The 16,559-nt window shown below is 70.3% G+C and carries 14 protein-coding genes; 5 read left to right on the top strand and 9 right to left on the bottom strand.

Annotation, left to right across the window (positions count from 1 at the left end):
- Positions 1-2 precede the first annotated feature (2 nt).
- The 4 genes from VED21_RS08155 to ehuB form a co-directional block, all read right to left on the bottom strand.
- A complete protein-coding gene (locus VED21_RS08155; protein ID WP_324881835.1) occupies positions 3-698 on the bottom strand; it encodes a hypothetical protein in 696 nt (231 codons plus the stop codon).
- Positions 699-820: 122 nt separating this feature from the next.
- Positions 821-2,161: a GAF domain-containing protein gene (locus VED21_RS08150; RefSeq protein ID WP_324881834.1), complete on the bottom strand. Its 1,341-nt coding sequence runs from the start codon at positions 2,159-2,161 to the stop codon at positions 821-823.
- Between the two features lie 10 nt (positions 2,162-2,171).
- Positions 2,172-2,639 carry a hypothetical protein gene (locus tag VED21_RS08145; protein ID WP_324881833.1) on the bottom strand — a complete coding sequence of 156 codons (468 nt, stop codon included), beginning with the start codon at positions 2,637-2,639 and terminating at the stop codon, positions 2,172-2,174.
- 146 nt (positions 2,640-2,785) lie between these two features.
- Positions 2,786-3,613 (bottom strand): ectoine/hydroxyectoine ABC transporter substrate-binding protein EhuB, encoded by an 828-nt coding sequence (gene ehuB / locus VED21_RS08140; RefSeq protein ID WP_324881832.1) that lies wholly within the window; start codon positions 3,611-3,613, stop codon positions 2,786-2,788.
- Between the two features lie 302 nt (positions 3,614-3,915).
- Here ehuB and VED21_RS08135 point away from each other — a divergent pair, with 302 nt between their 5' ends.
- Positions 3,916-7,467, top strand: coding sequence for a PAS domain-containing protein (locus tag VED21_RS08135; RefSeq protein WP_324881831.1), 3,552 nt, complete (start codon positions 3,916-3,918; stop codon positions 7,465-7,467).
- A gap of 21 nt (positions 7,468-7,488) precedes the next feature.
- Here the strand turns inward: VED21_RS08135 and VED21_RS08130 are convergent, their stop codons facing one another.
- The 5 genes from VED21_RS08130 to VED21_RS08110 all read right to left on the bottom strand — a co-directional run bounded on the left by VED21_RS08130 (position 7,489) and on the right by VED21_RS08110 (position 13,023).
- Positions 7,489-9,072, bottom strand: a complete 1,584-nt coding sequence (locus VED21_RS08130) for a multicopper oxidase family protein (RefSeq protein ID WP_324881830.1) — start codon at positions 9,070-9,072, stop codon at positions 7,489-7,491.
- A gap of 16 nt (positions 9,073-9,088) precedes the next feature.
- Positions 9,089-10,780, bottom strand: coding sequence for a GMC family oxidoreductase (locus VED21_RS08125; protein ID WP_324881829.1), 1,692 nt, complete (start codon positions 10,778-10,780; stop codon positions 9,089-9,091).
- A gap of 12 nt (positions 10,781-10,792) precedes the next feature.
- On the bottom strand, positions 10,793-11,323 hold the full coding sequence (locus tag VED21_RS08120) for a sugar dehydrogenase complex small subunit (RefSeq protein ID WP_324881828.1): 531 nt from the start codon (positions 11,321-11,323) through the stop codon (positions 10,793-10,795).
- A 161-nt stretch (positions 11,324-11,484) separates the two neighbouring features.
- Positions 11,485-12,129, bottom strand: a complete 645-nt coding sequence (locus VED21_RS08115) for a hypothetical protein (protein WP_324881827.1) — start codon at positions 12,127-12,129, stop codon at positions 11,485-11,487.
- 72 nt (positions 12,130-12,201) lie between these two features.
- On the bottom strand, positions 12,202-13,023 hold the full coding sequence (locus VED21_RS08110) for a helix-turn-helix transcriptional regulator (protein ID WP_324881826.1): 822 nt from the start codon (positions 13,021-13,023) through the stop codon (positions 12,202-12,204).
- 139 nt (positions 13,024-13,162) lie between these two features.
- Between VED21_RS08110 and VED21_RS08105 the strand changes: the two genes are divergently transcribed.
- The 4 genes from VED21_RS08105 to VED21_RS08090 form a co-directional block, all read left to right on the top strand.
- Complete coding sequence (locus tag VED21_RS08105) at positions 13,163-14,890, top strand: FAD-dependent monooxygenase (protein WP_324881825.1); 1,728 nt, start codon at positions 13,163-13,165, stop codon at positions 14,888-14,890.
- Positions 14,887-15,078 (top strand): hypothetical protein, encoded by a 192-nt coding sequence (locus tag VED21_RS08100; RefSeq protein ID WP_324881824.1) that lies wholly within the window; start codon positions 14,887-14,889, stop codon positions 15,076-15,078. The genes VED21_RS08105 and VED21_RS08100 overlap by 4 nt, the downstream gene beginning before the upstream one ends.
- Positions 15,079-15,297: 219 nt before the next feature.
- Positions 15,298-16,329: a TRAP transporter substrate-binding protein gene (locus VED21_RS08095; RefSeq protein WP_324881823.1), complete on the top strand. Its 1,032-nt coding sequence runs from the start codon at positions 15,298-15,300 to the stop codon at positions 16,327-16,329.
- Between the two features lie 21 nt (positions 16,330-16,350).
- On the top strand, positions 16,351-16,559 hold a 209-nt coding region (locus VED21_RS08090), incomplete at its 3' end, for a hypothetical protein (protein WP_324881822.1).

Here is a 16,559-nt window from a genome sequence, read left to right as displayed (position 1 = left end):
CCTCAGGCGGCGAGCGCGGGGGCGGCCAGCGCGCGCACCAGCTTGCCGTGCGCGGCCGGCGGCAGGACGGACTTCAGCATTTCCAGCAGGCCGGCGAACGCCTCGGCCGGGACGGTGGGGCGGACGGCGGACAGAAGGGCGGCGCGCTCGGCCGGCGTGGCGGCGGCGATGATCCAGCGCATGCCCAGCATCTTGTCGTCGGGCGACTGGGACTCGACGATGGCGTGCTCGATCGCCATCAGCTCGGCGTCGGTGTAGGCGGCCCACAGTACGGCGTTGTTGGCGCCCTCCTCCTCTTCCATGTGGACGAGGTTCTCGCCGACGAACGCGGCCAGCCGGCGGTAGAGGGCGTGCGCGGCGTCGGCGCGGGCGGCGCCGCGGGCGGATTCCACTGCGGCGGCGGCGGCTTCAAGGGCGGCGATCTCCGTCGCGTGGTGCTCGTGCTCGGCGGCGATGGCGGCGGTGGAGCCGGGGGCGCGGGCCTCCATGGCCGCGTGGACGTGGGTGTTCTCGTGCTTCACGTGCTTGGCGCAGAAGTCCAGCAGGCCGCGCACGCGCGCCAGCACCGCCGCGACCTCGCGGTCGTCGTCGGTGTCGAGCGTGCCGGCGGCGGCCAGCGTGTCGGCCATCCAGGCGCGCAGGCCCTTGTGGATCAGGCGGTACATGTCGTAGCGCGGCGCCGGCGTTTGCCCGGTCATCTCGTCTCTCCCTGTCACGGACTGTGAATGGGGCGGACGATACGCATGCAATGGACGGGGCGCTTGCTAACTGTTCGCTCACGGGATGCTAAAAGAATCGTAAGCGCGGCGGTTTGGATGCCTTAGACCATTTCCTCCAGCGCCAGGGGGCGCTGCACGGCAAGGCGGAAGCGGCCGCGGCCGGTCTTCTCGATGCCCAGGAAGGCGCAGCGTTCGGCCAGACGGCGCTGCAGCAGGATCAGCCGCGCCTCCAGGTTCTCGGCGAAGTAGGGCAAGGGAATGTCGGGCGCCAGCCGCAGCTCGCGGTTGGTGAAGTCGGTGCGGCCGTGATGCACGTAGTCGCGCGCCAGCTTCCAGAAGATGGCGCCGGCCACGCCCTTGATCAGGTAGTCGTGATCGATGAACACGCTGTCGTCGGCGGCGTAATGGCGGATCACCGCCGCCGCACCCCCGCCGGCCGCCACCGCGCCACCGGCCGGCGCCTCCTCGGCCGGGGCGGCGGCCTGGGGCAATGCTGCCATCATGGCGCCCATCTGGGCGGCGAGGGTCGCCAGCGCGTCCTCGTCGTCGTAGCAGAAGCGCAGTTCCTGCGGGCTTTCCACGAACAGCACGCCGGCCAGCCGTGGCCCGGCCAGGATCGGCACGGCCAACTGGCTGTGCGGCTCGGCGAGGCCGGGGAAGGGGATCTCGCGCGCGGCGAAGGCCACGCCCGCGTCCGTAGCGCTGGCACGCACGGCCTGGCTGTAGCTGTATTCCGACGTCATGTGGGTGATGCGGATGGGCGTGCGCTCGCGCGCCGCCACGCCGATGACGCCGTCGCCCAGCGCCACCTCCGACCCCACACCGGACACGGCATGGCCCATGGCGGCGACGGTGTAGAGGCGCCCGGCCGCCTCGTCCGCCATCAAGACCAGCGCGTGCTCGATGCCGAAATCGTCCTTCAGGGCGGCCAGCGCCGTGTCCAGCAGTTCACACAGGTCGGCGCAGGCGGCCAGCCGCTCGCAGCTGCGCCGCACCACCGGCAGCAGGCTGCGCCGGCCCACCGGCGGCGGCAGGGTGGTGCCCGGAACCTCCTCGATCCGTTCCACCCGATACAGGTCGGCGCCCATCAGGCGGAAGACCCCCTGCATGCCGGCGTGCGAGGCGATGCCGGACAACTTGGCCTTCATGCTCTCGAACAGCGGGCCGCCGGTCTCGGTGTGCAGGTAGCGCAGGTGCAGCCGGTACTGCGCCACCGTCGCCGGGTCGATCACCTGCACGGTGGCGAAGGGGTGGGCCAGGATGTTCCGCCGCGTCTTGTTGAAGAACTGGTAGGACAGCGCCACGTGCGCGCCGTCCACGTAATGCACCTGGGACAGCAGGGAGACGTTGGGCGTGCCGTCCGGGTCGCAGGTGGCGATGGCGGCCGGGATGACGCCCTCCAGGCAGTTGCGGATGGCGTCGATGGTCAGCGTATCCTTCATGGTTCACCACTCATGGCGCCACCGCGCAGCCGGCGTTGGGGCCGGGCGTCTGGTCGAAGAGTCCGCACGGCGTGAAGGCCACCGCCACGACGTCGGCCGGGTCATGGTCCATCAGCGTGCGCGTGAAGCGGCGGTCGTAGCCGATGGTGAGCAGGTCGCGGGCGAACGCCTCCCCATGGTGGGCCAGGATCGCGTGGGCGTCGGCGGGCAGCGGCACGCGCGCAGCCGCGCGTCCCTTGATCTGGATGGAGCGGTGGGTGCTGGGCTTGGTCACGGCGACGGCGATCCGGCCGCTGCCGGCGATCGCCGCGAGGAGCCCTTGGGACGCCGATTCCGCCAGGAACACGGTGACGCGCCGCCCGTCCGCCGCCACCGCGCACCCCAGCGCGCGCCCCACCGCCGGCCAACCCCCGGCCCCGCCGGAGGAGACGACGACGCTGACCCCGTCCGCCAGGAAGGCGGCCAGGGCCTCGCTCACCACAACATCCTGCGGCACTCTCGCCACCTCAAGCTGCAAAGACGTCCGAGGATAGCAAGGCAATATTCCGGGCGGCTACAGCTCGATCGTGGAGGGGCGTGTCCGACGTTGGGCCGCGCTGGCGCTTGGCCCGTCGCCGTCATTCCTCACGGCGACGGCGCGCAGAGCTGCGCCGTTGTCCGGTCCGGCAGGTTTTCGCGGGTCAGGCCGAACGGTGCCACCAGATCCAGGTACTCCGGCGTGCGCAGCAGTTCCGCCAGGTGGCGGTTGAACGCGTCCCGCAGGTCTTCGTCCTCCGGCCGGAAGGCGTAGGCGCCGTGTTCCAGTGAGGTTCGGCCGCGGACGGTGGGGTTGCGGAACGGTTCGGCGCGCTCCAGTTGGCGGGGGTTGCGCTGCACCAGGCTCTGCACGGTCAGCGCCATGGCCGCATAGGCGTCCACGCGCCCGGCCTTCACCCCGGCGGCGGCGGTGGCGGCGTCGGGGAAGATCACCAGCTGTTCCTCGGTCACGCCGCTGGCGCGGGCGTAGTCCAGCTCCACCGCCCCGGCCACCGCGCCGAGCCGGACCGAGCCGTCGCGTGCGACGTCCTCGAAACTGTGCAGGCCCCGCGGGTTGCCCGGCCGCACGGCGAAGCCGGTGCCCGCCTGGAACGCCGGTTCCGAGAAGATCACCTGACGGCACCGTTCCGGCAGGATGAACATGCCGACCGCGACCACGTCGAAGCGGCCGGCCTTCAGTTCGCGGAGCAGCGCGCCGAACTCGCTCTCCACCGTGCGCACCGTGCGGACGTCCATCCGGGCGAACACCCGGCGTGCCAGGGCCGGACCGATGCCGCTCAGCTGTCCGTCCGATGTGCGGAAGGCGAACGGCACCTCCGGCGCGTAGCCGATCCGCACCTCGCCGGTCCGGCCGATCCTCTCCAGCGTGGTTTCCGCCAAAGCCGGGTCCGTCCCCAGCGCCAGGGCAAGCATCATGAACATCATCCGGCGACGTGCGTCGAACGCCCGCTGCCGATCCGAAGCTGTGTGGAGCTGCATGTTGCACCTTCCTCGCGCTTTGCTGCCTCGCCCTCGCTTCGAGAACAAAGTAAAGTTTCGACACAAAACCGAAAATGGCTGACATGGTCACGTCATAGGGCGTGTTGCATCGGCCGAATGTCACTGTATCAATATGCTCTTTATAGCGAGTGTCCGGTTGATGTTCTGCCGTTTACTTTTCTCGGCACAAGCACAATCATACTGTTCAGGGTGCTTATTCTGAAGGTCAAGCATTGCGCATGCGCCTCCGCCTGCCCGCTGCGGCCCTTGCGGCTGCCCTGCCGCTGATCGTCTTCGCCGCGGCGATGGTCGTGGTGTTCAACCGGCAGCAGCAGCGATCGGTCGAGAGCATGCTCCAGCAAACCTCGTCCGCGTCCGTGCGCACCGTGGATGAACGGATCGCCGTGAGCCGAAGCGCGCTGGAAATGCTGGCCACCTCCCAGGCTTTTATGGAACGGGACGAGGCGTCCTTCGCCGACCGGGCGCACCGTGCGCTGGAGCAGCGCCCGGATTGGATCGCCCTGGAGGTGCGCGACCGCAACGGACCGGCCCGGCTGTTCCTGCGGGACGATGCCCCGCGGGACAGCCCAGCCGCCCGCCCGGCCGTCAATGGCCAGGTCGACGCCGTGTTCCGCTATGGCGAGCCGCGCATGAGCGGCGTTCTCATCACCCCGGACAAGGGGCGTGAGCCCAGCGTGGCGGTGAGCGTTCCCGTGTTCGGCGACCATGGCGTGTCGCACGTCCTTACGGCACACGTCCGGGCGTGGGCGGTGAACCGGGCGTTGCGGGACCAGGGATTGCCGCCCGGCTGGGTTCTCGCCGTCATCGACGACGAAATGCGGTTCATAGCGCGCACGCTGTCCGACGGTCCGCTCGACCCGAACCTGGGCATGCAGCCGGATCCGACGGTCATCGAAGGGCTGCGCCGGGGGGCGCCGTTCTTCTTTGCCCGGACACGGCAAGGCGAGCGGATCTTCACGGCCGCCGCCGCCTCCGCCGCGACGGGCTGGACGGTGCTCCTCGGGGCGCCCGCCGCCGTCGTCGAACAGGCCACCCGGCGCACCACCCTCACCGTGGTGGGAAGCGGCATGGCGGCGCTGCTCCTCACCATGTGTGTCGGCTGGGTCCTGGCCCGTGCCCATCTCCGAAAGGAATTGGCCGAGCGCCGGGTGCTGGCGCTGGAGGCGTCCTCCGCCGCCGAGCGCCGGTCCACGGCCATCCTGGAGAGCACGGCCGACAGCGTCTACGAGCTTGACCGCGACTGGCGGATCACCTTCGTCAACCAGCGCGCCCGCACGCTGATCGCCGGGGGCCGCGACCTGACCGGCCACGTCCTGTGGGAGGCGTTTCCCGAAGCCGTCGGCACGGTGTTCTGGGAACGGTTCCACCACGCGATGGCGGAACAGATGCCGGTCGATTTCGAGGCCTTCTACCCGCCCTTCGGCCGCTGGTACGCGGGACAGGCGTTTCCCACGCCGGACGGCCTGGCGGTGTACTTCCAGGACATCACCGAGAAGAAGCGGCTGGCGGAGAACGTGACGCGGTACGAGGCGCTGCTGGACCGCGTGCTGGAAACCTTGCCGGTCGGCGCGTGCGTCATCGGCGCCGACGGGCAGATCCTGCGCATGAACCCGGCGGCCCGGCGCATCTGGGGCGGCGCGCGCGAGGTCGGCATCGACGACTACGGCGAATACCGGGCGTGGTGGCGGGACACCGGCAAACGGATCGCGCCGCACGAATGGGGCGCCGCCCGCGCCATCCTCAATGGCGAGACGTCGCTGGACGAGATCATCGACATCGAGAGCTTCGACGGCACGCGCAAGACCATCCGCAACTCGGCCGTGCCGATCCGTGCCGGCGACGGCGGCATCTCCGGCGCGGTCGTGGTGCTGGAGGACATCACGGAACAACTGCAGGCCGAGGAGCGCCTGCGGGGTGCCGTCGAGCGGGCGACGGAGATCCTGGAGAGCATCGGCGACGCCTTCTACGCCATCGACCACGACTGGCGCTTCACCTACGTCAACCACCACGCGTTGGCCTTGTTCGAACGCAAGCGCGAGGACCTGATCGGGCGCCATTTCTTCGACGTGTTCCCGCAGGTCCGGGGCACCGAGGTGCACGCCCGCTACCGGCAGGCCATAGCCGAGGGCCGCGCCAGTGCGTTCGAGGCCTACTCGCCCATCCTGCGGCGCTGGACCTCGTTCAACGTCTATCCGCAGGCGGGCGGCGGGCTGTCCGTCTACTTCCGCGACATCTCCGCCCAGAAGGAGGCGGAAGCCCTGCTGAAGGACAGCGAGCACCGCTTCCGCACGCTGGCGGACTCCATACCGCAGCTGGCGTGGATGGCGCGCCCGGACGGGTCGATCTTCTGGTTCAACAGGCGCTGGTACGACTACACGGGGACGACGCCGGAGGCGGCGGGCGGCTGGGGGTGGAGCGCGCTGCTGCACCCCGACCACGCCGCGCGCGTCGTCGAGCGGTTCCGCCGCTCGCTCGATACAGGGGAGCCGTGGGAGGACTCCTTCGCGTTGCGGGGGCGCGACGGCGAATGGCGCCGCTTCCTGTCGCGGGCATTGCCGGTGCGCGACGACGACGGCAACGTCGTCCTGTGGTTCGGCACCAACACCGACGTCACGGAACAGTACGAAGCGGAGGAGGCGCTGCGCCGCGCCAAGGAGGAGGCGGAGCAGGCGGCGCGGTCGAAGTCGCGCTTCCTCGCCTCCGCCAGCCACGACCTGCGCCAGCCGATGCAGTCGATCTTCCTGTTCGCCGGCGCCCTGCACGAGCATGTGCAGGGCGAGAAGGGGCAGGCGGTCCTGGGCCACCTGGAGCGCGGGCTGGACGCGCTGAAGTCGCTGCTGGACAGCCTGCTGGACGTGTCGCGCCTGGACGCGGGCGTGGTGCGGCCGACCATCGAGGACTTTCCGATATCCCTGCTGCTCGACCACATCGCGGCCGGCTATGCGCCGGTGGCGCGCGGCAAGGGGCTGTACTGGCGCATGGCCGGCTGCCCGGCGCACGTGCGCAGCGACCGGGTCCTGCTCGGCCGCATGATCCGCAACCTGGTGGAGAACGCCGTGCGCTACACCGGGCAGGGCAGCATCGCCATCGACTGCGAGGTGGCCGGCGACCGGCTGCGCATCTCGGTCAAGGACACCGGCATCGGCATCCCGCCCGACCAGCAGGCCCGCATCTTCGAGGAGTTCCACCAGATCGGCAACCAGGAGCGCGACCGCACGCAGGGCCTGGGCCTGGGGCTGGCGATCGTGCAGCGCATTGGCCGCCTGCTGGACCACCCGGTCACCGTGCGTTCGGAACCGGGGCAGGGATCGGTGTTCAGCATCGAGGTGCCGCTGGGCGAAACGCGCGCCCTGGTGGAACGCAACCCGGCGGCCGCGGCGCCGGCCGCGGGCGGCGACCTGTTCGCCGTGGTGGTGGACGACGACGCCATCGTCCTGCTGGGTCTGCAGGCCATCCTAAAGGAGTGGGGCTACACGGTTCTGATCGCCGGGTCCGGCGAGCAGGCGGTGGAGAAGCTGCGGGCGGGCAGCCGCACGCCGGACATCGTCATCGCCGACTACCGGCTGCGCGACGGCAAGGTGGGCACCGACGCCATCGTGGCCATCCGCGCGCTGTTCGGCACGGACATCCCCGGCATCATCGTGACCGGCGAGACCGGGCCGGAGTGCCAGCGCGACGCCGCCGCGCATGGCTTGGGCCTGATGCACAAGCCGGTCACCCCGCGCCAGCTGAGCAGCGCCATGCGCCGCCACCTGGAGGCCACGGGGTGAGCACGGACGGTGGCCTGTGTTTTAGGCCTCCACGGTGATCAGGCGCATCATGCCCTGGTCCTCGTGCGCCAGCGTGTGGCAGTGGAAGACGAAGGGGCCGTCGAAGTCGCGGTAGCGGGTGCGCAGGCGCACGCGGCCGTGCGGCGGGATGGTGATCGTGTCCAGCCAGCGGCCCGCGGGCACCGCTACCGGCAGACCCTCCGCCTCCAGCACCTGGAAGGGGTTGATGTGGATGTGGAAGGGGTGCGGGTCGTTGGTCTGGTTGGTCAGCACCCACTCCTCCGCCGTGTTCAGCTTGGCGGTGAAGCCCGTCTCGTCGGCGGCGAAGGGCTGGCCGTCGATGGTCCAGGTCCAGTTGGGCAGCGTGCCCACCTGGCCGAAGCCGACGCGCCGGCCCTTGACGATCTCCTTATCTTCGATCGGCTTCAGGTGGCCGTCGAAGTCCGTCGCGTAGCTCACGAGGTCGCCCTCGTAGAGCTTCGTCTGGGTCTTCTCGTCGGGCTTCTCGTCGGTCACCCGAACGGCGGCAATGGGGCCGTAGGTGACGCCGAAGTTGCTGCCGCCGTCCAGCACGTAGGTGCCCGGCGTCTCGGACGCCTTCACCAGCACCTCGGCCCGGTTGCCGGGGGCGAGGAAGATCTTGTCGGCGCGCTCCGTCTTCTCCAGCGGGTTGCCGTCGTAGCCCAGCGCCACGAAGCCGTGCTTCTCCAGCGTCAGCGTCAGGAAGCGGTCGTGCGTGGCGTTGACGAGGCGCCAGCGCTGCACCTCGCCGCGCTTCATGCGGATGGCCGGATGTTTCTGGCCGTTGACGTAGACCTGCGTGCCGAGGTCGAGCGTGGCGTAGCTCTCCAGCTGGCCGCGGTCGTCCACGGGCAGGCTCTGCAGCAGCATCACCACGTCCTTGGCCTTGGCGATCTCCTCCTTGCGGTCGACCTTGCCCTCGACGATCAGGGCGCCGGCCATGCCGCTGGCCACCTGGAGCGCCACCGACCCGTGCTCGTGCGCGTGGTAGAAGTTGAGGCCGCAGGGGTGGTTGGGCGGGATGGCGTAGACGTAGTGCTGCGTCTGGCCCGGGTACACGGTGAGCAGCACGTTGTCGGCCGGGGAGCGCGGCGAGACGTGCAGCCCGTGCACGTGCATGTTGGTGCGGTTGAAGCCGTGCGGCACGTTGAGGCCGGAGACGCCGGGGATGTTCGCCGGGGCGTGCCCGTGATGCCCGCCCGCCGCAGCCGGGGGGGGCGCGGTGTCCCCCGTCATCGGCATGCGGTTGCTGAGGTCGAGGGCGAGCGTGTCCCCGGCGCCGACGCGCAGGGTGCGCGGGCGCGGCGTGCCGTCGTAGCCGCGCAGCGCCACCGGCCGCCCGGCGAGGTCGTAGTAGCCGTAGCGCGCGTCGATGGCGACGTCCAGCTGGCGGGTGCCGGCCTTCACGCGCACGTCGTCGGGGGTGATCAGCTCCTCCGCCCCGAAGCCCTTCGGCAGGGTGCCGCTCGGTGGCGTGCCCTGGGCCTTGGAAGGGCCGGGCAGGCAGGCGGCGAGCGCCAAGCCGCTGGCGCCGGCCAGCAGGGTGCGCCGGGTGAGGGTCGGCTGTGCGATGTGGTCATTCATGGCCCTGTCCCCTGGCTCAGCCCTGGCCGGCGTTGGCGTGGATCTGGTCGGCGGCGCGCAGCGCCAGCGCGGCCGCCGTCATCGACGGCGACACGATGCCCGTCGTCGGGTAGACGCCGGTGCCGATGATGTACAGGTTCGGGTGGTCGTGCGCGCGGCAGAAGGAATCCACCACCGAGGTGCGCGGATCGCTGCCCATGCGCGTGGTGCCGGCGATGACGGCCGTCTCCACGTCCGGGTCGGGCCGCTGCACCTGCGCCGCCTTCTCGTCCTTCTCCTCGATCCCCAGGGAGCGGAGGATGGCGGTGTGCATCTGGCGGGCGACGGCGATGCCCTTCTCCGTGTACTCGTCCCAGGTGAAGTACACTTTGGGACGCGGGATGCCCAGCGCGTCGCGCTTGGAATAGTCGGCGTCGATGTAGTTGGTCTCCAGCGGCAGGACGTCGACCATGCTGCCCAGCGTGATCTCGCGCGCCGTCTGCTCCTCCAGCGTCCTGGCGAGGTCGGCGCCGAACACGCCCTGCGAGATCAGCGTCTGCGCCCGCTGCGCCGGGCCCAGCGTGGCGTTCCAGCCGCCGTTGACGAAGTTGGTGGCGATCGCCGCATGCTCCTTGCGGAACTCGCCGTCGCGCAGCGACTTCAGGCCGCCGGTGGCGCTGACCGGGCCGCGGTAGGGGAAGGTCGCCTTCGGCGCCAGCGCCAGCGTGTTGACGTCGGCCAGCGCGATCAGCCCGCGCCCGACCTTCTCCGAGCTGTTGGCGACGCCCTTGGGCAGCCGCTCGCTGCGCGAGATCAGCAGCAGCTTCGGCGTTTCGATGGCGTGCGCGGCGAGGATGTAGCGCTTGCCCGTGGCGCGCCCCTCCCATCCGTCGGGGTGGCGGTACAGCACGCCGGAGATCATGTGGTCGTCCCCCACCTCGATGCGATAGGCGACGCGCTTGTCCATCACGCGGGCCCCCAGCTGTTCGGCCTTGGTCACGTGGACGCTGGCGTCGTACTTGGCGGCGATGGGGCACAGGAAGCGGCAGGACGCGTTGCCGCAGCACTGCGGCCGACCGTCGTAGGGGACCGAGTTGCGGGCGTGCGGGTAGGGGCCGTAGTCCAGCGCGGGCGTGAACGCGGCCTTGCGCGCCGCCTCGCCCAGCACGTGGTCGGAGTAGGACATCGGCACCTTGGGCAGCGGGAACATCTCGCCGTTCCGGTTCGGGCCGATGTAGTCGGCGGAATCGCCGGACACGCCCCATTCCTGCTCGACCCGCAGGTAGTAGGGCAGGATGTCGCTGTAGGAGATCGGCCAGTCGACGCCCTTGCCGTAGGCCGTCTTCATCTGGAAATCGTTGGGGTAGTGCCGCTCGGCATGGCCGGTCCAGTGCCAGGACGTGCCGCCGACGCCGCGCACGTACAGGCCCTGGAACTTCCGCGGGCCGGCCTGGACGTAGTAGCTGTCGAAGTCGTCGTCCTCCGGCTGCGGCGCGTACCAGGGGTTCTCGTACGGTGCGTTGGAGCCCTTGACGGGGGAGGCGCGGAAACGCTCCAGCGCCTCCACCCGGTCGATGCGCGGGCCGGCGTCCAGCACGATGACGGAGTGCCCGTAGCGCGCCAGCTGGTAGGCGGCGAGGCCGCCGGCGACACCGGCGCCGATAATGACCACGTCGGCGGAGACCGCCTCCACGACGTTGGCGTGCGCGTGGCGATGATTCTGAGTCATGGCGGGGTCCCCTTACGCCTTGCCGGTGGGCTTGGCCGCGGCAACCGGCTCGTAGGCCTGTTCCCAGTAGCCGAAGGTGCCGCCGCAGGTGGCCGGCGGCTTGGTGAAGGCGCAGGAACGCCACATCAGCGCGTCGTTGTAGAACAGCACCGTCTGCCCGCCGTCGGCGGCGCTGGCGCCGGTGTACCAGGTGGAGGTGACCGCCTGCGCGGCCGGCAGCAGCCCCTGTTCCAGCAGCACGTCCTTCAGCGGGCGCTGCGGCGGGGCCGTGTTCACCGCCTGCACCAGCTTCTCCAGCACCGGCGCGCCGTAGGTGGGCGCCAGCGTGTCCCACACCTTTTGCGCGAGGTCCAGGTAGGAGAGGTCGAGCGGGATCCCCGTGAGCGTCGCCGAGGCCTTCAGGATCGATTTGGCGTCGGCCGCGGCGGCGGCCGTGGGCATCAGCGCGGTCGGGGCGACGGCGACGGCGGCGACGCCGGCCATGCCGGCGAGCACGTCGCGGCGGGTCGGCTCCGCCGGCCGGCGGGGCGGGGAATCGGGCATGGGGCGTCCTCCCGTTCAGGTAGCTTGTTCGGGGAGGGACTATCGAATTGATAAAGTATGCATGTCAAATGCAGTGGGTGTGTTGTTACAATATGTCACAATTTGATCAACTGCAGCGTGCGGCCGCGGCGCTGTCCCGCCGCAGCCGCGCCTTGGCCATATCAGCGCGTGGGCGCCATCTGGTACCAGTAGCCGTGCGGCGGCTGGACGTAATAGTTGCCCTGGTTATCCATGACGTAGCCGTTGCCGCTGCCGGGGTCGACGTACAGCGTTCCGGGATTCGTGTGCGGCAGCGCCGCTTCGTATCCGGTGTTCGGGTCGATCCACGTGCTCTTGCCCTGCAGCGCGTAGCCCAGTTCCTGCTGGTTGCGGTAATAGCCCTCGGCGTGGCCGCCTTGCGCGGCGGCGCGGGCTTGCTCGGCTTGGCGCAGGCCGTCCATGGCGCGGCGCTCGCGCATCTGGTTGTCGGCTTCGCTGTTCCGGAAGCGCGCCATGCCGTCGGGCGTGAAGCCGGCCGTCGCCGCGCACTGGTAGGCGAAGTCGGGGTAGGGCATCTGGCCGCCGCCGGCGAGATGCTGCTGGTAGGCGTTCTGGCAGATTGGGTTGTGCATGGCCTGCTGCACCACCTGCGCTTCCGTCTGGCGGATCCGCTGGCCGAGCGCCTGATCCTGCTGGAGCAACTGGTTGACGATGGCGCCGTAATCGGGGCCGAGATTGTAGCCGCCGTACATGGTCTGCGCCACGGCGGCGGTGCCGGCGAGGAGGCCGGCGGCGAGAATCGGTCCGGCGAGAGCGGCCTTGAGCATCGGTGCCTCCATCCATCGTGGCCTTTTCCTTGGTCCGGGAGGCTACGTGGAGGCGTCCGCACCGTCTGTGAGTCAGCACACAGCGGCGCGCAGGCACAGCGCGAACAGTTCGTGCTGGCTGCTGATGCCCAGCTTGGCATAGGCGCGCTTGCGGTAGGTGGCGACCGAGTTGCCCGTGACGCGCAGGTCCAGCGCGATGCCCTCGCTGGAATAGCCGGCGACGATGCGGGCGCAGACCTCGACCTCGCGCGCCGACAGGGCGGTGACGTGCGCCGACAGCAGGCGGCGCAGCGTCGCCAGATCGGGCGGGATGGGATTGGGCAGGGCGGGGGCGGGCGGGTGGCTCCGCGTCAGCGCGCGGTGGCGCAGGATGCTCTTGCACACCAGCCCCGACAGCCCGGCGAGGTTGCCGACCTCGCGGTCGGAGAAGTCCGCGTCACCCGCGCGCTTGTAGACGTTGAGGTACAGCCCCTCCGCCGAATCTTCGTTCAGAATCGACACCTTGCGGTCGAGGTCGGGCCTGTCGAAGAAGTGGCGGCGGTACGCGGCGTCGTCGATGTCGTCGCGGCGCAGCAGGCGCAACTTGCGCGGCTGCCCGGTGATCCGGCGCAGGTACCGCAGAGTCGGGTCGAGCCGGTCGAACCTCCCCTCGACGTACCGCTGCGAGAGCGCCGCCGCCAGCCCGGGCGCCGAGCGGTGCCAGCCGTACAGGCAGCGCGCCTCCCCCTCGCGCGGGACGGCGAAGACGATGACCTGCTGAAACTCGGCGGCGGAGGTGAGCACGTCCGCCAGCGCCCGGTCGAACGCCGCCCCGCCCAGCGATTCCACCAGCGTGCCGGTGCGGTCCATCAGGGTCTGGTCGAACAGGGTCTGGTCGAACACGGGTGCGGTCATCGTCCTCCTCCCCCTTCCCGTATACCACGGCGCCTGTCCCCCGCCAGAGTGACAGACCGCGTGGCCCGCCGCACCCTATCCTGCATGCCGACAAGCATCGCGCCGGACTCGAATGCCGGCGCCGCGGAGGAAACGCAGCATGCACGCACCCGATGCGAAGCCGCGGGCTTCGGTCTTCTACGAGTACGCCATCCACCCCTACCGCCGACCGCCGGAGATGGACGGGAACGCCGTCCGTCATCCGGTGGTGATCGTCGGTGCCGGGCCGATCGGCATGGTCACGGCGCTCGACCTCGCGCGGTTCGGCGTGCCCTCGGTGATCCTGGAGCAGGAGCTGCAGGTCTCGCACGGCAGCCGGGCCATCGTGCTGACGCGCCGGTCCATGGAGATCCTCCAGCAGGTCGGCGTCGCCGGGCCGTTCCTGGCGAAGGGGCTGCAGTGGTCGCGCGGCCGGTCCTTCTACCGGGGGCGGGAGGTCTACCAGATGGTCATGCCGCACGACGCGGACGACCGCTTCCTGCCCGGCCTGAACATCCAGCAGCAGTACATCGAGGAATACCTCGTGGATGCCGTGGAGCGCAGCGGCCTGATTGACCTGCGCTGGGGATCGAAGGTGCTGGCGGTGCGCCAGGACGATGATTCGGTGACCCTGCGCGTGGACACCCCGGACGGCGAATACGACCTGACCGCCGGCTGGGCGGTGGCGGCCGACGGCGGGCGGTCCGCCGTGCGCCGGCTGATGGAGTTGCGGATGGAGGGGCGCTCCTACCCCGGCAACTTCGTGATCGCCGACATCCAGGCCAAGCTGGACCTGCCGACCGAGCGGCTGTGCTTCTTCGATCCCGACTGGAACCCCGGCAACAACGTGCTGGTGCACCGCCAGCCCGACGACCTCTGGCGCATCGACTTCCGCCTGCCCGACGGCGAGACGGCCGAACAGGCGCTGGAACCGGATCTGCTGGCGCGCCGGATCGAACTGGTGCTGGGCATGATCGGCAAGCGCGTGCCGTGGCGGCTGGACTGGGCGACCGTCTATTCCGCCAACACGCTGACGCTGCCGGATTATGTGCACGGGCGCGTGCTGTTCACCGGCGATGCGGCGCACCTGCTGCCAATCTTCGGCGTGCGCGGTGCCAACACGGGGTTCCAGGACTGCAACGACCTCGCCTGGAAGCTGGCCTTCGTCGTCCAGGGCAAGGCGCCGCGCGGCCTGCTGGAGACCTATTCGTCGGAGCGCGTGCAGGCGGCGCGCGAGATCTGCGAGGAGGGCGGCAAGAGCACGCGCTTCATGACGCCGCCGACGCGCGGCTTCCGCCTGATGCGCGACGCCGTGCTGTCCTTCACCCTGTCGGAGGAGTTCTGCAAGGACCTGCTGCACTGGCGCACGTCGCGCCCGCACACCTACGCGCACTCGCCGCTGAACAGCTTCGCCGACGAGGACCGGGCGTTCACCGGCGGCCCCGCCTGCGGCGAGCCGCTGCGCAACGTGAGGCTGGGCGAGGGGGACTACCTGTTCGACCACTTCGGCACCGGCTTCCACCTGCTGGTCTTCGCCGGGGCGGACGGGCTGGGCGAGGGGCAGCGCGCGCTGCTGCGGCAGGCCGGCGAACTGGGCGTGCAGTTGGGCGTGCCGATGGTGCGCGTGATCCTCGCCGCAGCGCCGACACCGGAGATGGCGGCGCTGGCCGAGGCGGTGCTGGCCGACCCCGGCGGGCGCGCCGCCGCCAAGTACGCCGCCGGTCCGGGTGCCGCCTATCTGGCGCGGCCGGACACGCACGTCTGCGCCCGCTGGCGCAGCGCCACCGCCGGGGACGTCGCGCACGCCGTGCGGGTCGCCATGGGTACGGTTCCGGGAGAGACGAAATGATCACGAAGACCCTCACCACCACGCAACTGGAAGAGACCTACGACCGCATCGCCGAGGGCATCGACACGGCGGGCGAGGGGCGGGAGGCGCTGTTCCTGGCCAAGCTGTCGCTGGCGCTCGCCGCCATGCTCGGTGATCCGGTGAAGATCCGGGAGGCGATCGACGCGGCGCTGCGCGACCTGGGGTGAGTTCCTTGTGATTGTTGGGTTTTCGCTGGCGCTCAACCCAACCTACGGGAACGCCCCGCGTAGGTTGGGTTGAGGCGTGAGCCGAAAACCCAACGTCAGCTCCTCCCCCGGCAAAAACCCGCTTGACAAGTTAACATGTTAACGACCATGATTGTTAACATGACAATAAAGGCGCGCCGTGCAACAGGCGCGCCGCCCGTCCTGCGGAGGAAACCCCCCATGAAACTGTCCGCGCTTGCGCTCGGCCTCGGCCTATGCGGCCTCGCCGTTTCCGCTCCCACCATTGCCTGGGCCCAGACCGTCACCCTGAAGGTCGCGCACTTCCTGCCGCCGACCTCGGCCGCGCAGAAACAGGTGCTGGAGCCCTGGTGCGAGCGCCTGGGGCAGGAGACCAAGGGCCAGATCAAGTGCCAGATCTTCCCGGCCATGCAGTTGGGCGGCACGCCGGGCCAGCTGGTCGATCAGGCGAAGAACGGCATCGCCGACGTGGTGTGGACCGCGCCCGGCTACTCCGCCGGCCGCTTCCCCGTCATCGAGGCGATGGAACTGCCCTTCGTCGTCAGCGGCGGGGTGAGCGGCAGCAAGGCCGCCTGGACCTTCTACGAGCGCCACGCGCAGAAGGAGTTCGACGCCTTCAAGGTGCTGGCGATGCACGTGGACGGTGGGGTGGCCTTCCACACGGCGGGCAAGCCGGTGACCGGCCCGGACAGCCTGAAGGGGCTGAAGCTGCGCGCCTCCACCCGCATGGTGTCGAAGACGCTGGCCGCCTTCGGCGCGGTGCCGGTGAACATGCCGCCGGCCCAGGTGACGGAGGCGATCGCCAAGGGCGTCGTCGACGGCGCCATGGGTGCGTGGGAGGTGGTCACGCCGACCAAGCTGCAGGAAGTCACCAAGTTCCACACGGACCCGCCGGCCGGGCAGCCCTTCTACTCCACCACCGTGCTGACGCTGCTGATGAACAAGCAGCGCTACGACAGCCTGCCGGCCGAGCTGAAGGCGGCGGTGGACCGCAACAGCGGCCCGGCGCTGGTCGAGATCTTCGGCCGCGTGTGGGACGAGGCCGCCGCGTCCACCCGCACGCTGGTCCTGGCCGGGGGCGGCACCATCGCCCAGCAGTCCGCCGCCGATTACGAGGCCATGCGCACCGCCGCCAAGGCGGTCGAGGAGGAGTGGGTGAAGGACATGACGGCCAAGGGCATCGACGCCGCGGCCCTGGCCGCCTCCGCCCGCAGCCTCGCCGCAGCCCACTGATCCCCGGCCGGGTGCGGGACGATGAACGAGCCGATCGGGATTCCCGTCGAGCTGGCGCCGCACGACGTGGTCGAGCGGATGCTGATCCAGGCGGCCAAGGGCTTCGCCCTGCTGGGCGGGACGGCGCTCCTGGGGCTGATCGCGATGTCGCTGGTGTCGATCGTCGGGCGCAAGCTGGCGAACGCGCCGATCACCGGCGACGTCGAGATGATGCAGGCCGGCACGGCGGC

It is taken from the genome of Azospirillum sp., from assembly GCF_035627195.1.
Lineage (GTDB): Bacteria > Pseudomonadota > Alphaproteobacteria > Azospirillales > Azospirillaceae > Azospirillum.
This window is presented reverse-complemented; position numbering and strand designations above follow the sequence as displayed.

Bases quoted from the DNA above. Each gene is read 5' to 3' on its own strand.
- VED21_RS08110 (WP_324881826.1), bottom strand. From the start codon at position 13,023: ATGACCGCACCCGTGTTCGACCAGACCCTGTTCGACCAGACCCTGATG.
- ehuB (WP_324881832.1), bottom strand. From the start codon at position 3,613: ATGATGCTTGCCCTGGCGCTGGGGACGGACCCGGCTTTGGCGGAAACC.
- VED21_RS08135 (WP_324881831.1), top strand. From the start codon at position 3,916: ATGCGCCTCCGCCTGCCCGCTGCGGCCCTTGCGGCTGCCCTGCCGCTG.
- VED21_RS08095 (WP_324881823.1), top strand. From the start codon at position 15,298: ATGAAACTGTCCGCGCTTGCGCTCGGCCTCGGCCTATGCGGCCTCGCC.
- VED21_RS08120 (WP_324881828.1), bottom strand. From the start codon at position 11,323: ATGCCCGATTCCCCGCCCCGCCGGCCGGCGGAGCCGACCCGCCGCGAC.
- VED21_RS08125 (WP_324881829.1), bottom strand. From the start codon at position 10,780: ATGACTCAGAATCATCGCCACGCGCACGCCAACGTCGTGGAGGCGGTC.
- VED21_RS08150 (WP_324881834.1), bottom strand. From the start codon at position 2,161: ATGAAGGATACGCTGACCATCGACGCCATCCGCAACTGCCTGGAGGGC.
- VED21_RS08155 (WP_324881835.1), bottom strand. From the start codon at position 698: ATGACCGGGCAAACGCCGGCGCCGCGCTACGACATGTACCGCCTGATC.
- VED21_RS08115 (WP_324881827.1), bottom strand. From the start codon at position 12,129: ATGCTCAAGGCCGCTCTCGCCGGACCGATTCTCGCCGCCGGCCTCCTC.
- VED21_RS08100 (WP_324881824.1), top strand. From the start codon at position 14,887: ATGATCACGAAGACCCTCACCACCACGCAACTGGAAGAGACCTACGAC.
- VED21_RS08105 (WP_324881825.1), top strand. From the start codon at position 13,163: ATGCACGCACCCGATGCGAAGCCGCGGGCTTCGGTCTTCTACGAGTAC.
- VED21_RS08130 (WP_324881830.1), bottom strand. From the start codon at position 9,072: ATGAATGACCACATCGCACAGCCGACCCTCACCCGGCGCACCCTGCTG.